The sequence below is a fragment of the Methanolobus sp. genome (assembly GCF_030682845.1).
In the GTDB taxonomy this organism is placed as follows: domain Archaea; phylum Halobacteriota; class Methanosarcinia; order Methanosarcinales; family Methanosarcinaceae; genus Methanolobus.
In genome coordinates this window covers 25,931-45,276 of sequence record NZ_JAUXNK010000107.1, presented here as the reverse complement: position 1 = coordinate 45,276, position 19,346 = coordinate 25,931, and the positions used below count along the sequence as shown (strand labels likewise).

The window sequence follows — 19,346 nt, the reverse complement described above, 5'->3', positions numbered from 1 at the left end:
CTGCAAGCTTGTCTCCAACAGATTGAAGACGTTTATATTCTTCATTAAGGGCAAAATCAGTTAAATCATCCATGGTACTTAATTTATTTGCCTATTATTTATATTTTAGTGCAATGTTGACTGGGTTTATCGAAATCCTCTATAGTCTAATGTACAAAATATACATCAATATAACCCGAGATTTGTAGTGAGACATTCCTGAATTTCTTTTCCCTGAGTTTTCAGCTTTCACAGGCTAAATATAAATCATTGGACCTCCACTTATATTCATGGACGATCTACTAAGCACAGCAGAAAAGATACGCTCAATGGAGATAAGGGGTGCAGGGAGGATAGCTGTTGCTGCATCTGCAGCATTGAGAGACTATGCTAGGACGTTGGCTTCACTGGACATCGAGGAGTTCAGCATAAAAATAGAAGAAGCCGCAAAGACACTTGTGGACACGCGGCCGACAGCTGTTTCCCTGCCCAATGCCGTCATGCTCACGAAAAAGCACACTTCCCTGAATGTGGGTGAGGCCATTGACGAGATCATTGGCAATTCTGATACGTTTATTAAGAATGCCACCGAGGCACTGGGTAAGATAGGCAGGATAGGTGCCGAGAGGATACGTGACGGGGACGTCATCATGACCCACTGCAACTCCCATGCTGCCCTTTCCATAATCAAGACCGCTTTTGACCAGGGCAAGGACATATCGGTAATAGCCACTGAATCCAGGCCACGCAGGCAGGGTTTCATAACGATCAGGGAGCTGAGCGAGCACGGGATTCCCACCACGCTGATCGTTGATTCTGCTGTGAGGCTCACCATGAAAGAGGTGGACCTTGTGGTCGTGGGAGCAGATTCCATATCTGTCAACGGTGCCCTCATCAACAAGATAGGCACTTCCCAGCTGGCCCTTGCAGCGCAGGAAGCCCGCAAGAATGTGATAGTCGCTGCCGAGACCTACAAGTTCAGCCCCAGGACCCTGCTAGGAGAGATGGTTGAGATCGAGGACCGCTCCGCAGATGAAGTGATCGACCCTCAGCTCCTGAAAGGGATGCCTAACGTGAAAGTGAAAAATCCAGGATTCGATGTTACACCGGCTGAATACATAGATCTTATCATCACGGAAGTGGGTGCATTCCCGCCTGCAATGGCTTTCGCCATAATCAGGGACTATCTGGGGATAGAACTGGATCACCATTAAGCAGACTGTCCTTCCAGTTCCACCATTTGAGCTTTTCGGGGTCATGCACGTGGTTAGAAGCAAAATGGACTGCACACCTGAACACATAGACCATGCATCTGTCCACGTGAACTCCCTGATAGTCGCACAGTTGCCGGTATAATTCCTCAGGGTCTCTGTCTTTGAGGTCTGCAATACTACGGACGTCTAGATTCCAGAGATCATCTGCGGTCATCTTTCCAACTCCTGGAATCTGCATCAGCTTCTTTATTGCAGCTTTGTATTCTGCTGACACCTTATCTCTCACTTTTTCCCCACCGTTGCCACGTATATCACAAACTCTTCCTCACCGTCGATTCCCAGCACACTGTTGATCTCCTCGTCCTGGAAGGCTGCAATGGCACATGCACCGCAATCTATGGACTCGGCACTCAGGTAGAGGTTCTGGCACACGTGCCCGGCGTCGAGATGCATGTACCGGTATCCTCTCTCGCCATATCTCCATTTCATCCTGTAGGCCACCGCCGACCAGATGAAGGTGACAGCACTGGTTTCTACAAAACTCTGGTTCAGGCAGGCAGCTCTCACCCGGCTGGCTATATGGACAGAAGTGTTCACTTTTTCCAGCTTGTGACCTATGGCAAGAAAGTGGTAAAGCCCTTTTTCCAGCCCTTCAACATTGTTGACGAGGATGTAGGTCTCAAGGGCATGTCTTGCACCTGCAGATGGCACTGTCCTGAAAGTTGCAGAACTGCCTGCAACTTCTTTCACACCCTGCGTACACCACAGCAGGTAGGACAGTTCATCCAGTGAAAGTGGCTTTTGTGAATAACTGCGAACGCTTGTCCGTCTTTCAATTGCCTTTCTAAGGTCTGTCACATCGACAGGTATCTTTCCGGGCTCTGGCAGATCCACTATTGGATAGTCACCTTTTCCTCCCAATTGCAGAGAGGGTTGCGGATATCCCAGTGACTGGTCCGACCTGCCCAGGTACTGGAACCTCGTTCTCCCCATAAACTCTTTGCCTGTTCCACTCATACTGATAACCCTTCTTAATTTCCTTTCTTTCCAAAGGGAATTCTTCATTTCTTCTTTATACTTGTTGTCCTTATGACCACAAAAGAGCCTTTTCCACAACCTTTCTCAGGATTCTCTGAGACTTTTATCTCAGAGAGAGGTTTGAACAGCGTCTGCCTGGTGGCAGGCCCATGGAAACCCTGCTCTCTGAGAACCTCTATCAGTTCACTGGCCGAGTGGAATGTAGCTTTTCTGTAAAAGTCACTCTCGCTGGACTCACTGTGATATTTTGTTCCCAGGGAACTTTTGCGTTCTATGAATGCGACAACGAGCTCTCCTCCGGGAACAAGTACGCGATATATCTCACTGAGTGTCCTTTCCGTATCCATAAAGCAAAGTGATGTGACTATCAGCACAAGTCCTATGGACGAGCTTTTTAGAGGCAGGTGTTCTGCAACTCCCCTGATAGGGCCTACGCCACGTTTTCCTGCCATCCTCAACATCTTTCCGGAAGGGTCAAGCCCATAACTGATACCCAGAGCAGAGGCGAATCTTCCTGTGCCTGCGCCTATCTCCAGGCTTTTTCCGGTGATGACCGCAGGAAGCAGCTCCCTGATGGCTTCCAGCTCGGATTCATAGACAGCATAATGTTCTTCGTACCACATGTCATATTTATCAGCATAGATATCAAAGGGGCTCTCGTTCATAAGCAATTCATCGTAATCCTGTAGTTTATCCGGATAAGGTTTGAAAGAAGAAATATAAAAGGTATTGGTACTCTTTTGAAGATATGGACATCCGCTGCGAATGGGCTGAAACTAATGAACTTGAAACTGAATATCATGACAATGAATGGGGTGTGCCTGAGCATGACGACCAAAGATTGTTCGAGTTCCTGATACTCGAAGGAGCGCAGGCAGGTCTTAGCTGGGACACTATCCTCAAAAGAAGGGAGAATTACAGGAAAGCCTTTGATGGGTTTGATTACAACGCGGTTGCATCTTATGATGAAGCAAAGATCGAGGAGCTCCTGCAGGACAGCGGTATCATAAGGAACAGGAGAAAGGTGCTTTCTGCTGTCAGTAATGCAAAGGCGTTCATTGAAGTAAAGGATGAGTTCGGCTCGTTCGACAATTATCTCCAGGGCTTTTTGAAAGATGGGAAAGCCATACAGAATTCCTGGGAATCGCTGGCTGAAATCCCTGCAAGGACCGATCTATCCGAAAAGATAAGCAAGGACCTGAAGAAAAAAGGATTCAACTTTGTAGGTCCCAAGATAATTTATGCATTCATGCAGGCGGTGGGGATGGTCAATGACCATGTAACAGATTGCTTCAGGTACCGGGAATGTGGGAAGCTGCAGTGAGTTATTCAAAGCAGTGATGTTCTCAGCATATTGCAGGCATCGCATCAGTTTCTTTTCGAATACCTGTAGAAGTAAATCCCTGTAGCAGGAAGGAAGGTCAGCAGGCATATCAGATATATGACACCCGGTCCTGCCATCCCGAGCAAAGGATTAGCTCTAAAAGGCCAGAATGGAATGATGTCAGTATAAAGAAAAGAGTCAAGCAATACATGGATCCATGTCCCTATCAGTGCGCCCATCAATATTGACTTAAATGAATAGGTCTGCACGATCCTTAATCTTTCAGTAATCTTCTGCAGCCACTGTCTCTGTGAGAATACCATCCATGCAAGCATACATGCAATTAACGTTGCACTGAAAAAAGTGTGAAGTGGTCCATGCAGTGGCCTGCACCCTGAAAACAGGCAGTATGCGGCTCTCACGTCAATGATGATGCTCCCCAGAAGAAGGGAAATGAGATTGACCCTCTTCTCGAACAACTCTCCGAGGAAAAAAGCCGGTCCCAGATGAAAGGGTGTGAAGGGCATTCTCAGGTTATCTGTCCATAAGGACTCTCATCATAATAGTGCAGGAACTGGTCAACTGCCGATGTATCTGACCCGGAGCCAAAGAGCAGGCTTGAAAGGGTTGGCTTGTTCATGTAAACAACCACCGGCTCACCCTGTATACCCCCAAGCTCAGAAGCCCTGTTAATGGCGTAATAAAGATTTCCCAGCTCATCCACCAGGCCCAGTTCCTTTGCTTTCTGTCCTGTGTATATCCTGCCGTCTGCAAGGTCTTTAACATCTTCAAGACTCATGCGCCTGCTGTCTGCCACGTCCTGTATGAAATGTCCGTATACTTCCAGGACCACCTCGTTAGCATACTCTTTCTCATCGTCCGAAAGCCCTCGCCAGGAGCCGCCCATGTCTTTGAATTCGCCGGATTTTGCCACGTAGATCTCAACCCCTTCCTGATCATAATACCCTGAATTGTTCTGGAATGTCCATATAGTACCGATACTTCCGGTCATGGTGGAAGGATTGGCGATTATCAGGTCCGCAGGTGCGGAAAGGTGATAAGCTGCACTGGCTGCGACGTCTCCCATGGATACGACTACAGGTATTCCACTTTCACTGGCTCTTTTTACCTCAGTATAGATCTCCTCGCCAGCTGTTGAGGAACCGCCAGGGCTGTTGATGCGCAGGACTATGGCTTTTACGGCTTTATCATTTGTAGCTTTTCTTATATTGGCTGAAATATCCTCTGAGGTTGCGTATCCAAGCCCGCCTGGTATGCTGCTTGTAAGCAGTGTTCCCTGTACATAGATGACTGCAACTTTGTCGTTTGATGTGTAGAGTTCGCCGCTGAGTGCCTGGTGCATCAGGGCAAAGCTTGACCCTATGATAAGTAAAAGCACACCAACGATAGCAATATATTGCCATTTGCGGCTTTTCTTCTTGACAGGCGGCGCCTGGCCGGTGTAGAGATCTTCTGAGAATACTTTTTTCTCCTCGTATCTTCCGGAATTGTCCATTTGCCCAGACCTTGTCTGGGTTTGAGGTTCTGCCACGATAGCAGCGTCTTCCATAGAACTGTCACCACGGGATTCAGAAGCTCTTTGCTGGTTCCCGTCTTCTTTCTCGGTATCCCCGGAAGAATAAGGATAAGTGTGATATTCAACATCATCCGAAGAACTGTCAATGCCATCAGGATCTTTTTCACTCATCAGTAATTTCCATCCTGCATGTAAAATGAGCTTTGATATTAAAATACCTTGTGCGGTTTGCAAGCGAAATATATTTTATAATGGCAGGCAATGAACATGAGATATATTCACTAATATTGCTATAACGGAGAAAATACATGTCAAATCCTTCTGATAAAGCCGTGCTTGTCACATGCGGGCTCCCATACGCTAACGGGAAGGCCCATGTGGGGCACCTGCGAACATACATCCCTGCAGATATCTACGTGAGGTCCCTTAAGAAAAGCGGGAGGGAAGCCGTCTTCATATGTGGTTCTGATACCCATGGGACACCTATTGTCGTGAATGCTGAAGAACTGGGCATCACGCCAAAGGAGCTGGTTCAGAAATACCATGCGCATTTCGATGAGATCTTCAAAAAAATGGGTGTCATGTTCGATGCTTTTGGCACCACCGATGACCCGGAGAACCACAACCGTACACTGGACATTGTGAACAGGCTGATCGATAAGGGATATGTATATCCGAAGACCATTGAGATAGCCTACTGTCCCAAATGTGATCGTTTCCTGCCTGACAGGTATGTGCAGGGCATATGCCCCAACTGCGGCAAGGAGGCCCGCGGGGACGAATGCGATCAGGGCTGCGGCAAGCACCTTGAACCGGGGGAGCTCAGGGAGCCTTTATGTATCACCTGCAAAGGTCCTGCAGAATACAGGAAGCAGGAGCACTTCTTCTTCAGGCTTTCAGATTTCAGGGATTTCCTGCTTGAACACCTGGATAAACTGGGAGGGACGCTAAATGCGAAGAACTACGCCATCGGCTGGGTTAAGCAGGAGTTAACCGACTGGTGCATCACCAGGAATCTCGAATGGGGTGTCAGGTTCCCAGGACACGATGACCTGGTGGTCTACGTATGGGTAGATGCTCCGATTGGATACATGGCGTTCACAGAGCAGTGGGCAAAGGCCAGCAATGGGGATTGGGAGAAGTTCTGGAAAGGAGACTGCCCCATAGTGCATTTCATCGGCGGGGATATCATTTACCATCACTGCATCTTCTGGCCTGCTATGCTGAAAGGTGCTGACTACAGCCAGCCTTCTGCGGTTGTGGCGTCAGGCATGGTCAAGATAGAGGACAGGAAGTTCTCAAAAAGTCGCGGCTATGTGGTGTGGGTTGAGGAAGATTACCTTGACCATGGCTTCCATCCGGACCTTCTGAGATATTACCTTGCAAGCTACACCTCCCATACCAAAGAGGTCAACTTCTCATGGAAGATCTTCCAGGATAAGATAAACACCGAACTTGTGGGTGTTTTCGGCAATTTCCTTTACAGGAACCTTCTTTTTGCATACAAGAACTTCGGGGAGATCCCTGCGGGAGATATCGACCAGGAAACAATGGAGCAGATTAAGCTCACTATCGACGAGGTCTCCAGGGCAACGGATGAATACGAGTTCAAGAAGGCTGTTGACACTGCAATGGCACTGGCGTCATATGGTAATTCCTACTTCCAGTCCAACGAGCCCTGGAAGCTCATTAAAGAGGACCGTGAAGCATGTGGAAAGGTCATCAGGAACTGTGTGCAGATAGCAAAAGCACTCATACTGCTCTTTGAACCGGTGCTCCCTGGCAGGATGGAAGAGGCCTGGACACAGATAGGCATGGAGACGGACGTGCACACTGCAACTTATGATGAGGCGACCGTCCCTGTGAAAGCCGGTACTGTACTGAAGATGCCGGAGATCCTTTTCACCAAGGTCGAGGATGACCGGATAACAGAGATGGACAAGATCCTCTCACAGCGTGTAAAGGTGGCCATGGCAAAGGAGTCAGGCAAAATCGAAACCATTGCAGAGTATAAACCACCCATCGATTACGATGATTTTGCTAAACTGGATATCAGGGTAGGGAAGATCATCTCTGCGGAAAAGATAAAGAAATCCAACAAGCTCCTGCGTGTCATGATCGATATCGGTGACGAATCTCCAAGACAGGTCGTTGCGGGCCTTGCCGAGTATTACAAGCCCGAAGATATGGTCGGAAAGACAGTTAATGTGCTTGTCAATCTAAAACCCGTGAAACTATGTGGTGTGGAATCCCAGGGAATGATCCTTGCAGCGGAACTAGGAGAGAATGTTACTCTGCTGACAACGGATAAGGAAATGGGGCCAGGGTCCTGTATAAGATAGATATGTGGATAAAGAAGTTATTGACGGGCATTCCCCGTCAATATTTTTATTTGATTCTAATTCTCAAGCATCATCTCAAGATATGATGTCCTGATGGATTCGCTCTCGTGAATGCCTATCTTTTCTAAAAAGTCAAAAATGCGCTTACTGTGAAACTCCAGGTTCGAACTATGATCATCGTCAGCCATTAGTTCTACCTCTACGAATTCCCCAAGTGTCTCTACTGTGTCAAGACAGATGATGAAATCCTGATACCTGTAGATCTCCCTGGACTTGCGGACATGCCCTGATTGTGTGAACCCAAGAGAAAGAAGGATGCTACGGGTTGTATCCCCTTCAACGGCAGTCTCGAATTCCTCGCGGGTCTTGGATACGGTGTCCAGTTTCTTACCTTTATAGGTAAGCACGGATGCACCGTTAACACAACGTATCCTCAAAGCTTCGTCAGTTATTGCAAAGTCCCTGTGCGGGGCGTTGTAGTAGGTGTCGGATTGTTTCTCGACACCTATTGAACGTGCACCCATATTCTCAAGTGCGTCCTTTACCTGCCGGTGGCCGGCACGGACCTTGACCTCTATCTCTATCATGTTATGCCGGAACGAATTTGGTACCGTAATAGATCATACCGCGCTCACCGCTCTGTCCGAGCCTCCTGAACACCGGTCTGACCTTCAGGCCGATGTGCATCTCTTTGGGGTCACCGACTATCTGGCTTGTGAGCCTTGGTCCCTCTTCGAGCTGGACGATGCCAAGCACGTAGGGAGTCTGTCCCTCGAAGCCTTCTGCTGCTGCGTGGATGACAGTATAGGTCACCAGTTCCCCGTTACCGTTGAACTTGAATTCACCTATCTCCCCTTCACGCCTGCATGTGGGACATAAGTTACGCGGGGGGTAGAAATATTCGTTGCATGCCTTGCAGTACGTACCAACCAGATTGTATCTAGCTATCTGTTTTCTCCAAAATCTCGGTACTGACATCGTGATCACCTGTTCCTTGAGAATATGTGTACGACAGCAGTTGCACCGGAGCCACCCACATTGTGGGTCATTCCGATCTCTGCACCATCAACCTGGCGCTTGCCTGCTTCTCCACGGAGCTGCTGGGCTATCTCAACAGCCTGTTTGATGCCTGTTGCACCCACAGGGTGTCCGCAGGCCTTGAGACCTCCGGAAGTGTTAACAGGTATCCTGCCCCCAATAGCAGTCTCGCCTTGCTGTGTCACTTTTCCGCCTTCGCCTTTCTTTGCAAAGCCAAGGTCTTCGATGGCACATATTTCAGCGATGGTGAAACAGTCATGGACCTCTACAAGATCTATATCCTTGGGTCCCAGTCCTGCCATCTCATAAGCGCGCCTGCCTGCAACCACAGAGGCTTCAAGTGTCGTGATGTCCCTGCGGTCATGGAGCGCAATGGTATCGCTTGCCTGTCCTGTTCCCTTTACATATATCGGGGTGTCAGTGTATTCGTGTGCAATATCGGCAGGTGCCAATATCACGGCCGATGCGCCGTCGGTAATGGGTGAGCAGTCAAAGATGCGCAGAGGGTCTGCCACCATTATTGAGTTTAGCACCGTCTCTACTGTGATCTTGTTCTTGTATTGTGCAATGGGGTTGAACTGGCCATTGAAATGGTTCTTGACTGCAACCTCTGCAAGCTGTTCGCTTGTAGTGCCATACCTGTGCATGTGCATCCTTGCTATCATGGCGTACAGACCCGGGAAAGTTGCTCCCATGATGCCTTCCCATTCCCTGTCAGCTGCTGCCGCCAGGGCAGATGATGCTTTGGATGCGGGTACGTCTGTCATTTTCTCCACGCCTGCGGCAATGACAATATCGTCCATTCCTGATGCTACGGCACAGATGGCCTGCCTCAAAGCCAGTCCTCCGGAAGCACATGCAGCTTCCACACGTGTGGAAGGTACATGCAGATTCTTTGCCAGGCCGGAATAGTCAGCTATGAGTGCTCCGATGTGTTCCTGCTCGACGAACTGTCCGCCGCTCATGTTCCCGACGAACATGGAGTCTATCTTCTCACCTGCAACGCCTGCATCCTCAACGGCACCGACACCAGCTTCCACAACAAGATCCCTGAAAGAGCGGTCCCACTGTTCGCCAAATAGTGTGTTCTTCACACCAATGATCGCTACTTCTCTCATCTTCACACCTCACGCTAATTTTATTTTCCCTTTATGCCTTGCATACTTTGCATAATCCGCATATATCGGATTTGCAAGAAGCTCTTCTACCTTGGGTGCATTATTGCGGATCTCTTCTATCCTGTCGGTGACCGTTATGCTGAAGGCGTCTCCACCTGCACCGGAACCGAAGGCGGTTGCAAATATGCGATCTCCTGGTTTTGCCTGGTCCAGTGTTGCTGCTATTCCCATCATGCAGGAGCCTGAATAAGTGTTCCCGAGTCTTGGGACCACAAGGCCAGGCTTGATCTGTTCCTTGCTGAATCCAAGCATTGAGGCTGCACGTGAAGGGAACTTCCCGTTTGGCTGGTGGAACACAGCAAAATCATAGTCATCAGGTTTTGTACCTATTTTTTCCATGAGTCCTTTTGCAGCATTGGTGACATGCTTGAAGTAACCGGGTTCGCCTGTGAAGCGTCCTCCATGTTCCGGATATGGCATGCCTTCACGCCTCCAGAAGTCAGGAGTGTCCGTTGTGAACGAGTATGTATCTTCTATTATTGCTGCAAGTTCCGATTCCTTGTTGCCTATGACATAGGCCACGCCGCCTGCGGCTGCAGTATATTCCAGTGCATCTCCGGGTGCTCCCTGGGCGACATCCGCACCTATCGCCAGGCCAAGGTCTATCATGCCTGAGGAAACAAGACCCATGCATGCCTGGATAGCAGCGGTACCTGCTTTACAGGCAAACTCAAAATCTGCAGCTGTCAGCACAGGTGTAGCACCCACTGCCTCGGCAACTATTGTACTTGTGGGCTTCACAGCGTATGGGTGGCTTTCTGAGCCGGTATACACTGCACCTATTCTCTGTGCATCGAGACCCGCCCTGTTTACAGCCGACCTTGCAGCTTCTACTGCCATGGTAGCTGTATCTTCATCCACATCGGGAAATGATTTTTCAAATACCATTAATCCTGCTTTTAATATTTCCGCATCGTCTCCCCATACTTTGGCGATGTCTTCTAATTTTATCCTATATCGGGGAATATAGGCACCATATGAGACTATCCCTACGCTCATTTTTACACCATTTTAATTTTATTCCATAACATGGTACTCACTGTATTTCTTCAGTGCAGCTACCATTTCGTCAATATCCATTGTCGTTGCAAGAAGGGGAATCCTGTCTATCTCGGCCATTTTCTTTGCCATCATGTGTACCTCGCTCCCGCGCAGGCCGTGCATGACCACAGCCCCGGGCTTGAGATTGGTGACCCTGATTGCTACCATCGGCGATTTACCGGTGGTCACCTTGGTAAATACCATTGCACGTTCCGTGCTCCATCCATAGAGTTTCTGGAACTCATGGGAGGAAAGTTCTAGGATGGCTTTTTTGCTGTCAACGACAGTAAATCCATACAATGGTTTCTCAATGCCCTTGTGTACTATATCGGCTTCTATAAGGCTTGCAAGCTTTGCCACCTGAATTGGAAAAGTGTACTCGTAAGTGGCATAGATGGCCTTTGATGTCTTCTCAGTAAAAAGCATCCCTTCATAAGCATGAATCTTCTGTCCTCCCCGCTGGGATTCTATCTCAAGCAGAGCCCCAACTATCCTGCTCACTATAAGGGTGCCGGGGGATTTTCTCCTGCCGCTCTCATAGTCGCTGATGACCGAAGGTGACACTCCCAGATAGCCAGACAGGTCTGTTTGGGCAATCTCAAAGTTTAACCGCCATTTTTTTAACGCCTCGCCAGGTTTTTCGGACAAGGTAATCTCGCCTGCCATCTTTTCTGCCAGACGCTGGCGGACTATTCCGTGCGATTCTTCTTCCTTCATGCTTCACTTTCCTAAGGATAGATTCACATATATATTTAACGAATAGGCTTTCGTCAATTGACGAATACAAACTTTCTACACAGAATCAAATCATCTGATTATATATATTATGCTCTATATCCTCTATAAAAATATGTTTCTTAAAAAGCACAAAACCGGTGTAAATGTTTCGGAACTTGTCCTGTATCTCTCCTGTCCCAGGAAAGTATATTATGCCTCCCGTGAGAAAAACATCTCCTCGCAGGTCACTGCTTCTTACGTTGAGCACCTTATCCTCAAAGAAATGGGAATGTCCTATCCTGAACTGTTGAAAGCGTATTCGTCAAAAGACGAAGAGTTTTTTAAGGCTCTTCAGTCGCTGCTATCCCAGGCGTCCGGGGAAATTTTGCTGATATATGCTGCAGAACTGGAAGATGTGCCGGCACATATAATAGAGGAGGCGGCAAACAACGTTCTGGCAGGCCTCAGGCAACTGGGGGATAACCTTCTTTCCCTGGAGCGTGATGAAAACGGCTCAGGGATGATGCGGCAGCTATCCTCCTTTCAGCCAGGCTCATTATTTAAATCTGAAAGGCTCGATCTTAGCGGCATACCAAGTGGCACTGCAAATGTCGATGGTGTTCTTTCTCCTGTGATTATCAAGACCGGAAAGTGTCCTGAAAATGGCCTGTGGGCCAATGACAGGCTGCATCTGACATCTCTTGCTCTGCTCCTGGAAGAGTCCAACGCTTCTGTCGTAAGGTCTGGTATTGCAACCTATGCAAGACAAGGTCATATCCGGCGTATGAACATCCGCTCCGATGATAGAAGGCAGGTGTTGAATGTGCTCTCAAAGGTCCGCAAGATCAAGGAAGGCTCCATGCCTGACAAAAAAGAAAGCGCACTGTGCGATAAATGCGCTTATTACAGTATGTGCAATGTGCAGTCCTCTCTTGCCTCCAAATTCTTTTGAGATGCAGGATATATCCAAAAAGTATTTAATTCTTAAATAATCAGGTTGCACGATGTCAAAACCTTTGTATCTTGGTGAACTGCTCCTTCACTGGTGCCCCTCATGTAATGTGCCTGTACTTGGAAAGAAGTGCTCCTGCGGAAGTAATGCAGGGCAGGTGACCATAACACCTCCCGGGGATATCAGGCCCGCTTTTGGATATGAGATTGGACTAATCAATTCCGTTTCTATGAAGCAGTTCAATGCTCCTCTCTTTACAGAAGACCGTGTGGTCGTATTGAACAAATCTCCTTACGATGACAGGATGGAAGAGATTATAGTCGACGGCGATGTAGTGGGGAATATCCGGTTCGAGCTGGAATCTCTCCGGTGGACCCTGCTTCTGAGGATTGCCGGTGCAAGACGCATATTCGACGGCAGGGACTATTCTAATCTAAGAAATTGGGTTGTCATAGACCGGGGCGCAGAAAAGTTCATCCTGGAAGGTGCCAGTGTGCTTGCTCCGGGAGTATTCGATGCAGACCCCGGGATTATGGAGACTGATGAGGTCGTAGTACTTACACGTGACGGGAAATTACTTGCAACAGGCAGAGCCCGTATGTCCGGTGCCAGAATGCTTGAAAGGGGTAAGGGTGTTGCAGTAAAAGTACGCACCAAGGAAATCCCGGCAGATGTATCAGTCCCTGCAGGCGGCCGGACCTGGGACGATGTAGTGGCTGCAAATGAAAGATACATTGAGGACTTTGCTGAGCGCTCACGGAGTTTCATAAAGAATGTGGCATCCTCGATAGACCGTCAGGTAACCGTATCTTATTCCGGGGGAAAGGACAGTCTGGCTGTGCTGCACCTTGTGAGCGAGTGCATGGATGACTATGAACTCATGTTCGCTGATACGGGTATTGAGTTTCCTGAAACAGTGCAGAATGCCCTTGAGGTGGCGGAACTATATGGTAAACCTCTGAGATCTATAAGTTCAGGAAATGCTTTCTGGGACTCCATTGTCAATTTCGGACCCCCCAGCGTAGAAGCCCGATGGTGCTGCAAGGTCTGCAAACTCGGTCCCATCACTCAGATAATAGATGACAGCTATGATGACGGATGCCTGACATTCCTGGGCCAGAGGAAGTATGAGTCTGATACACGTGCAAAAAGTGAGAGTGTCTGGAAGAATCCCTGGGTAAGCAATCAGGTAGCTGCGGCTCCCATCCAGAACTGGACGGCAATGCATGTCTGGCTGTACATATTCAAGAACCATCTGCCTTACAATCCTCTTTACGAGAGAGGCTTTGACAGGATAGGTTGCTGGCTATGCCCTTCTTGTTCACTGGCTGACCTTTACAGGCTCAAGGAAACTCATCCGGAACTGGAGAAGAAACTGAGTGACTACCTCCTTTCTTATGCAAAGCGCATGGGCCTGTCGGAACAGTGGGTGGAGTACGGGCTGTGGCGCTGGAAGAAGCTGCCTCCCCAGCTGAAGGAACTGGCAACCAAGAAAGGGATAAACATAATACCCCGGAGTGATGCATCAGGGACACTGACATTTACGGTCACATCAGGATACAGGCCGTGCAAACAGGGTGGCATCTCAGCTGAGGGCAGTTTTAATGTTGCCATTGATCTTGAGAAACTGGAAGAGACTTCCATGCTTGAGACTGTCGGTAAGGCAGCTTATATCGAAGGTGCAGTTTCCCTGCTCCAGGGCGAGGACCGGGCTCAGGTATTTGCTTCAGGGACAGTGACAGCGCGCAGTGATACTGATAAGAAGGCGCGCTCACTCATGCGTAAAGTTGAGTTATCTGTACGTCGGGCACTGCAGTGCAGCGGATGCGGTGTTTGTGTGGGTAAATGTCCTAAGGGAAGGATCGGGATCATCAAAGGGGTGGCTGTTATAGCGGAAGGCTGCACTTGCTGTGGAAAATGCATCGATGTATGTCCCGTGGTAAGGTTCAATTCCTGACCTTTTTCTTTTTTCACCGGGACTGACCATAATATTTATACACGATAGCCTCCAATCTCATACGGTGATTTTTTGCTAAAAAGGGCACTGCTCAGCGTTTCTGATAAAACCGGAATTGTAGATTTTGCTCGAGGTCTTGAAAAACTCGGCGTACAGATCATTTCGACAGGTGGCACTGCACGCATGCTGCGTGATTCAGGTGTAAGTGTTACTGATGTTTCAGAGGTGACCGGTTTTCCGGAGATGATGGGAGGCAGGGTAAAGACTCTTCATCCCCTGATACATGGCGGTATCCTTTGTATGCGTGATGATCACGACCACATGAACGAAGCCCAGAAAGTGAGTGTCGAACTCATTGACCTGGTCGCGGTGAATCTCTATCCCTTTGAGGTAACCGTTTCAAAAGAAGGTGTCCTGCTTGATGAAGCTATTGAGAACATAGACATCGGTGGACCTGCAATGCTGCGTTCGGCAGCTAAGAACTACCGTTCTGTTACTGTTATATGCGATCCGGGGGATTATGGCCATGTCCTCAAGGAACTGCGCTCCAGCGGGATGGTTTCTCAGAAGTCCCGTGAACATCTGGCCGTGAAGGCTTTCAGGCACACTGCGGATTATGATGCAACCATAGACACCTATCTTAGCAAGGAACTGCTTGGTGAAGAAGTCCTGCGGATGAGCTTTAACGGCGGTGTGACTCTCAGATATGGTGAGAACTGGCACCAGGATGCGAAGTTCTATAAAGAGGTGGGAGTGACCGGACCTTCTCTTGCAAACGCAAGGCAGCTGCATGGTAAAGACCTGTCCTATAACAATTATATCGATGCCGACAATTCCCTGCAGACTGTGAAGGAACTAGGTCATAGCAAGCCGGCTGTTGCCATAGTCAAGCACAATAACCCTTGCGGGCTTGCCACAGGTGACACTCTTCTCCAGGCTCTCCAGGCAGCGTGGGATGGAGATCCGATATCCGCTTTTGGCAGTATTATCTGCACCAATACTATATTTGACCTTAAAGCCGCTGAGTTCCTCAACGGCAAATTTGTCGAGATCATCCTTGCTCCCGGTTTTGAGCATGATGCACTTGACTATCTGAAAAAGAAAAGCGCAAATCTCAGGCTGCTTGAACTTCCCTCGTTCAACGAAGCGTTTGCTGTTGACAATATGTATAAATATATCGTTGGTGGCATGCTCAAGCAAGCACGTGACATAGGGATATACGAGAAATGGGATTGTGTAACGCAGGCACCTTTCCCGGAAGACCTGCGTTCCCTCTCGGAATTCAGCATGCATGCATGCAAATGCGTGAAATCCAATGCAGTTACTCTGGCTTATGAATATGCAGAAGGCTGTTACATGATGCTTTCCATGGGTGCCGGACAGCCCAACAGGGTTGACTCTATAAGGAAACTGGCAGCTACCAAAGCCAGGGAGAATCTTGCGGTGATCTATGAGCGTGACAAACCGGGAATTCCCTTTGAAGACTACTGCCGGAAGGTGCTCTCGAAGTGTGTGATGGCTTCGGATGCTTTCTTCCCATTTGACGACAGCATAGTGCACGCCGCTGAGAGCGGCATAATGTATGTCCTGTCACCGGGCGGTTCCATCCGGGATAATGAAGTTATCGCAACTGCTGACAGGCTTGGTGTATCCCTGGTGTTCACCGGGATGAGACACTTCCTGCATTGAATTGCGATCAGTGTTTAAAGAGTCCTGGTAACCTGGGACTCCGAACGCCTTCAATGATTTATTTATAATTGCTAAATAATTTCTATATCGGGTTGTGTTCAAAAAAGCAGGCTTAGAAAGTCTTATAATTTTTTTTATGGCGACAACATTTATAAATTATTAGGCCTAGATGGTTCAATACAGGGCTTTTGATATCCTGTCTTAACTTATATCTCCGTGAAGGCGCAGTGTGATTGCAGTGAAATCAAAAGGATTGCTTAGTATATTGACCTTTTCCGAAAAAAGGAAGGATATCCTATTCTTGCTTGAAAACAGCCCCCGGACCCTCTCGGAAATAAGGGACTACTTCAATGTATCTTCTCCGGAGATCTCTCCCCGGATCAAGGAGATGGAAGCTGCCAACCTGATCATCAGACTTGATAAGCACTATCAAATAACACCGATTGGAAGGGCAATAGCAAAACATTATAGACCCTTTCTCGACATGCTGGACACCATAGAGAGGAACGAGTCTTTCTGGTCAGAGCATCTGGTGGACGATATCCCCCAGTTCCTGCTTGAAAGGCTGGCAGACCTGGATAAATGCGAAGTTGTTGCAGATCCGCTTGAGAATATATATGAATCACATAAGGTATTCCGGGAAAACCTTTCAAAGTCAAGTACCCTCAAAGGAGTTTCAACTATATTTATCCCTACTTATCCTGATTTCTTTGTCGGCCTTGCCAAAAGCAAAACCCCTGCAGAACTTGTGCTGACAGAAAAAGTCTTTTCCAAAGTCGTGTCTGAACACAGGGACAAACTGCAAGTATTTCTGGATTCTCCTTACTCGAAACTTTACGTTATCGATGATGTCAGGCTTGCTTTTGTGGTAACTGACTATTTCTTCTCGCTATCCCTGTTCTATGCAAACGGCTCCTATGACCCCCGCAATGATCTGGTAGGTTATGAAAGTTCAGCGCTTAAATGGGGAAATGATCTTTTTGAACACTACAAAGGTATGTCCCGTCAGGTGACTTCCATTTAGCGCTGCATTTCACGCTATCAGGCCGCTGATGGCCCTGAGCCCCACTATCGACCCTGATTCCCCGTCCACTACAAAAAGGCGCTTTGCTCTTCTTTTACTGCTCTCTGTATCTACTGATCGAGTGAAACTGAGGATGCTCACTATGCCTGCGATCAAGCTGTAGAACAGGATGATTGGCTCAAAACCTATTGTTCCTTTCAGGAGGTAGAATAACAATATAAAGTGCGATGTGATGTGCATGCAAAAGATAAACTTCCTGGTCCTGCTTTCACCAAGGCTTACAGGAAGTGTGTTGATGCCTGCCAGGGAGTCCCCCTTTATATCTTTAAAGTCATAGATAGTGGAATTGACAAACAGCTTCATTCCAAAGAAAAGAAATACTATAAGGGTCGCTGTAGAGCTTTGTGCACTATGGCCTGCGATCCCTGCGATGAATGCTCCCCAGGTAAGTCCTACTACCGTGTTCTTTATTCCCATGCCTCCTTTGAGCTTGATCTTCAAGTTGCCGATAACAAGGCCTTTTGTATACAGGTAACCTGTCACAAGAGGGAGGAATGCAATTGTCAGCAAGCCGTCACTAGCAAGAATGAACGCTCCTGCAACAAAACATACCAGGCAAATAAAAAGAGTGAATTTTTTAGAAGCCCCTCTTAATTCTGCCCTGTTGACAGCGTCTTCTTCGGAGTCCATTGCCCTGTCCAGGGTGTAAACAGAATATATTATCAATCCCCCTGCGATGCAGTGCAAAACAATATACTGCGCCTGTATCAAGAGGAAGGCAATATATATCCGCAATGCACCAGATACTGAAACAAGTACTGAACTCTTTAGCAGGTTAAAAGTTGCTATTAAATCTGTATGGGGCAGAAAACTTTTTTGTTCATAATTCCTTACTCCAAAACCTGGTAGTTTTAATGTGCTATTCGAACTCATAGCACTAAATCTTCAAAAACTGCTCAATATTATTTTCCTACTATAAGCTTATACGACAAAAATAAAGTTTGATTGCCTTTAAAACTTTGAAGCCCCAACAGTCTCTATTTTTCACTAACAGAAACTGGGTTAATATATATAAAAAAGCAACTACTCCTCACAGCCTAATAAATATAGGTTGTTATATATAAAACCTCTGTAAATATCCTGTTCTCCAACATATGTGCTGCGTTATATTTCGAATCTATATTATATCATCGTACTAATCTTAGTCCAAGGCTAATATATATACTTCAAAAAACAACTACCGACTGGCATAATATTATCATGCCTCTCTTAGTTTATGAACAAGTAAAATACGATTGTCATGCTTATGAATTATGTTAAAAACGACCCTGATATTATATCGTTTAGGTGTGATCCTTGTGGAGGAAAAATGGGGCATGCTCATCCTTTAGTTAATACTTTTTCGAATCTGGGCTGCAGCCCCACTTATTTTAATGAAACAAGTGACTCATGCTACTGGTTTAATTCCCATGGACTGAGTTTGTACCTCTCATGGAAAAACGAGATATTTGATAATCTCTGTTCAGACTTCCCCAAAATCATGGACTTTATATTTGAATCGATCAGTTTCAATGAAAAAGCCAATACCACCCGATTCTCAGATAATCTCCTATCCCTGATCAGGGAAGTTTCAGGCATTGGATCTGATGATGGGGGGAGCGTAACTATTTTCCTCGGTTGGAAGTCCATCGCTCTCTTAATCCTCTCTGGAAGGAGTTCTGAAGTGAGTGAAATTGAAGTTATGGTCGAAACCCGTTCTTACAGTGTCCTCTGCTGACGCCGCAGTCCATCCTCCTCTCATGATCACTCACTGGCAGCAATTATCTTTGACTCCATTCTTTCGCACGTAGAATGATGTACCCAGAGAGCCCAAAAAAGATGGGTGCCAAGGGAATGGTTCGAAAAGAATCGTTCCACACTGCCATCGAGCTTGCCAGTGTGAGGCAACCGCAGCCAATAAGCACTATTCCTGTGGTTCTTGTGCTGATTTTAAAATCCAGCTGATCTCTGCTGAGTTCGTAACATACAAGCATGATACAAAGTATGGAAGCCATAAACCACGCAAGAGTCCTTACAGACGGTAATAATCCTCCATAGGAGAGCATGGATAGCTGCCTGGTCACATCTACGAAGAGCGTGCCATATTGGTAATCAAAATTGGCATACAGGACTGATAACTTGATGCCCCATCCGCTTGAATAAGTGCTGGTGTAGAAATAGAGTTCCCATGGGACTGCGAGACAGATCAATGGCAATAACTTCCTCAGTAACGGCACTTCATGCGGACTGATTTTTATCTGCGGCATGATATATAAT

Annotated in this window: 20 protein-coding genes; 8 read left to right on the top strand and 12 right to left on the bottom strand. The window is 47.4% G+C overall.

Going from position 1 to position 19,346, the window contains the following annotated elements; all coding sequences use genetic code 11:
* The first annotated feature begins 269 nt into the window (after positions 1–269).
* A complete protein-coding gene (locus Q8J68_RS14240) occupies positions 270–1,193 on the top strand; it encodes a ribose 1,5-bisphosphate isomerase (RefSeq protein WP_305312169.1) in 924 nt (307 codons plus the stop codon).
* Here the strand turns inward: Q8J68_RS14240 and Q8J68_RS14235 are convergent.
* Genes Q8J68_RS14235 through Q8J68_RS14225 form a run of 3 tightly spaced genes read right to left on the bottom strand, consistent with a single transcriptional unit; the run spans position 1,156 to position 2,896 of the window.
* Positions 1,156–1,479 (bottom strand): helix-hairpin-helix domain-containing protein, encoded by a 324-nt coding sequence (locus Q8J68_RS14235; protein WP_305312168.1) that lies wholly within the window; start codon positions 1,477–1,479, stop codon positions 1,156–1,158. The genes Q8J68_RS14240 and Q8J68_RS14235 overlap by 38 nt on opposite strands.
* Positions 1,476–2,210 carry a SagB/ThcOx family dehydrogenase gene (locus Q8J68_RS14230; protein WP_305312167.1) on the bottom strand — a complete coding sequence of 245 codons (735 nt, stop codon included), beginning with the start codon at positions 2,208–2,210 and terminating at the stop codon, positions 1,476–1,478. Before Q8J68_RS14230 ends, Q8J68_RS14235 begins: the two co-directional genes overlap by 4 nt.
* A gap of 44 nt (positions 2,211–2,254) precedes the next feature.
* Positions 2,255–2,896, bottom strand: coding sequence for a class I SAM-dependent methyltransferase (locus Q8J68_RS14225; protein ID WP_305312166.1), 642 nt, complete (start codon positions 2,894–2,896; stop codon positions 2,255–2,257).
* Between the two features lie 83 nt (positions 2,897–2,979).
* On the opposite strand from Q8J68_RS14225, the gene Q8J68_RS14220 reads away from it, so the two are divergent.
* Positions 2,980–3,555 (top strand): DNA-3-methyladenine glycosylase I, encoded by a 576-nt coding sequence (locus tag Q8J68_RS14220; RefSeq protein ID WP_305312165.1) that lies wholly within the window; start codon positions 2,980–2,982, stop codon positions 3,553–3,555.
* 44 nt (positions 3,556–3,599) lie between these two features.
* On the opposite strand, the gene Q8J68_RS14215 is transcribed toward Q8J68_RS14220, so the two are convergent.
* Together Q8J68_RS14215 and sppA are read right to left on the bottom strand one after the other, a co-directional pair.
* Positions 3,600–4,082, bottom strand: a complete 483-nt coding sequence (locus tag Q8J68_RS14215) for a hypothetical protein (RefSeq protein ID WP_305312164.1) — start codon at positions 4,080–4,082, stop codon at positions 3,600–3,602.
* 2 nt (positions 4,083–4,084) lie between these two features.
* Complete coding sequence (sppA, locus tag Q8J68_RS14210) at positions 4,085–5,263, bottom strand: signal peptide peptidase SppA (RefSeq protein ID WP_305312163.1); 1,179 nt, start codon at positions 5,261–5,263, stop codon at positions 4,085–4,087.
* A gap of 137 nt (positions 5,264–5,400) precedes the next feature.
* Here sppA and metG point away from each other — a divergent pair, with 137 nt between their 5' ends.
* Positions 5,401–7,434, top strand: a complete 2,034-nt coding sequence (gene metG / locus Q8J68_RS14205; protein WP_305312162.1) for a methionine--tRNA ligase — start codon at positions 5,401–5,403, stop codon at positions 7,432–7,434.
* Between the two features lie 56 nt (positions 7,435–7,490).
* Here the strand turns inward: metG and cyaB are convergent, their stop codons facing one another.
* The 5 genes from cyaB to Q8J68_RS14180 are packed head-to-tail and all read right to left on the bottom strand — an operon-like array spanning position 7,491 to position 11,408.
* Positions 7,491–8,021: a class IV adenylate cyclase gene (gene cyaB / locus Q8J68_RS14200; RefSeq protein ID WP_305312161.1), complete on the bottom strand. Its 531-nt coding sequence runs from the start codon at positions 8,019–8,021 to the stop codon at positions 7,491–7,493.
* A 1-nt stretch (position 8,022) separates the two neighbouring features.
* Complete coding sequence (locus tag Q8J68_RS14195; protein WP_305312160.1) at positions 8,023–8,412, bottom strand: Zn-ribbon domain-containing OB-fold protein; 390 nt, start codon at positions 8,410–8,412, stop codon at positions 8,023–8,025.
* Positions 8,413–8,417: 5 nt separating this feature from the next.
* Complete coding sequence (locus Q8J68_RS14190) at positions 8,418–9,590, bottom strand: thiolase domain-containing protein (protein WP_305312174.1); 1,173 nt, start codon at positions 9,588–9,590, stop codon at positions 8,418–8,420.
* A gap of 9 nt (positions 9,591–9,599) precedes the next feature.
* On the bottom strand, positions 9,600–10,649 hold the full coding sequence (locus Q8J68_RS14185) for a hydroxymethylglutaryl-CoA synthase (protein WP_305312159.1): 1,050 nt from the start codon (positions 10,647–10,649) through the stop codon (positions 9,600–9,602).
* A gap of 18 nt (positions 10,650–10,667) precedes the next feature.
* Positions 10,668–11,408, bottom strand: coding sequence for a helix-turn-helix domain-containing protein (locus Q8J68_RS14180; RefSeq protein ID WP_305312158.1), 741 nt, complete (start codon positions 11,406–11,408; stop codon positions 10,668–10,670).
* A gap of 133 nt (positions 11,409–11,541) precedes the next feature.
* Between Q8J68_RS14180 and Q8J68_RS14175 the strand changes: the two genes are divergently transcribed.
* The 4 genes from Q8J68_RS14175 to Q8J68_RS14160 all read left to right on the top strand — a co-directional run bounded on the left by Q8J68_RS14175 (position 11,542) and on the right by Q8J68_RS14160 (position 17,030).
* Positions 11,542–12,360: a Dna2/Cas4 domain-containing protein gene (locus Q8J68_RS14175; protein WP_305312157.1), complete on the top strand. Its 819-nt coding sequence runs from the start codon at positions 11,542–11,544 to the stop codon at positions 12,358–12,360.
* Positions 12,361–12,412: 52 nt separating this feature from the next.
* Entirely contained in the window at positions 12,413–14,317 is a 1,905-nt protein-coding gene (locus Q8J68_RS14170; protein ID WP_305312156.1) for a phosphoadenosine phosphosulfate reductase family protein, read from the top strand.
* Positions 14,318–14,389: 72 nt separating this feature from the next.
* Positions 14,390–16,006 carry a bifunctional phosphoribosylaminoimidazolecarboxamide formyltransferase/IMP cyclohydrolase gene (purH, locus tag Q8J68_RS14165; protein WP_305312155.1) on the top strand — a complete coding sequence of 539 codons (1,617 nt, stop codon included), beginning with the start codon at positions 14,390–14,392 and terminating at the stop codon, positions 16,004–16,006.
* A gap of 229 nt (positions 16,007–16,235) precedes the next feature.
* On the top strand, positions 16,236–17,030 hold the full coding sequence (locus Q8J68_RS14160) for a winged helix-turn-helix domain-containing protein (protein WP_305312154.1): 795 nt from the start codon (positions 16,236–16,238) through the stop codon (positions 17,028–17,030).
* A 9-nt stretch (positions 17,031–17,039) separates the two neighbouring features.
* Here the strand turns inward: Q8J68_RS14160 and Q8J68_RS14155 are convergent, their stop codons facing one another.
* On the bottom strand, positions 17,040–17,963 hold the full coding sequence (locus tag Q8J68_RS14155) for a UbiA family prenyltransferase (RefSeq protein WP_305312153.1): 924 nt from the start codon (positions 17,961–17,963) through the stop codon (positions 17,040–17,042).
* A 373-nt stretch (positions 17,964–18,336) separates the two neighbouring features.
* Between Q8J68_RS14155 and Q8J68_RS14150 the strand changes: the two genes are divergently transcribed.
* Positions 18,337–18,807 carry a hypothetical protein gene (locus tag Q8J68_RS14150; RefSeq protein WP_305312152.1) on the top strand — a complete coding sequence of 157 codons (471 nt, stop codon included), beginning with the start codon at positions 18,337–18,339 and terminating at the stop codon, positions 18,805–18,807.
* 43 nt (positions 18,808–18,850) lie between these two features.
* Here the strand turns inward: Q8J68_RS14150 and Q8J68_RS14145 are convergent, their stop codons facing one another.
* The gene (locus Q8J68_RS14145; protein WP_305312151.1) at positions 18,851–19,336 is read right to left on the bottom strand and encodes a hypothetical protein; all 486 of its coding nucleotides are present in this window, start codon (positions 19,334–19,336) and stop codon (positions 18,851–18,853) included.
* Between the last annotated feature and the right edge of the window lie 10 nt (positions 19,337–19,346).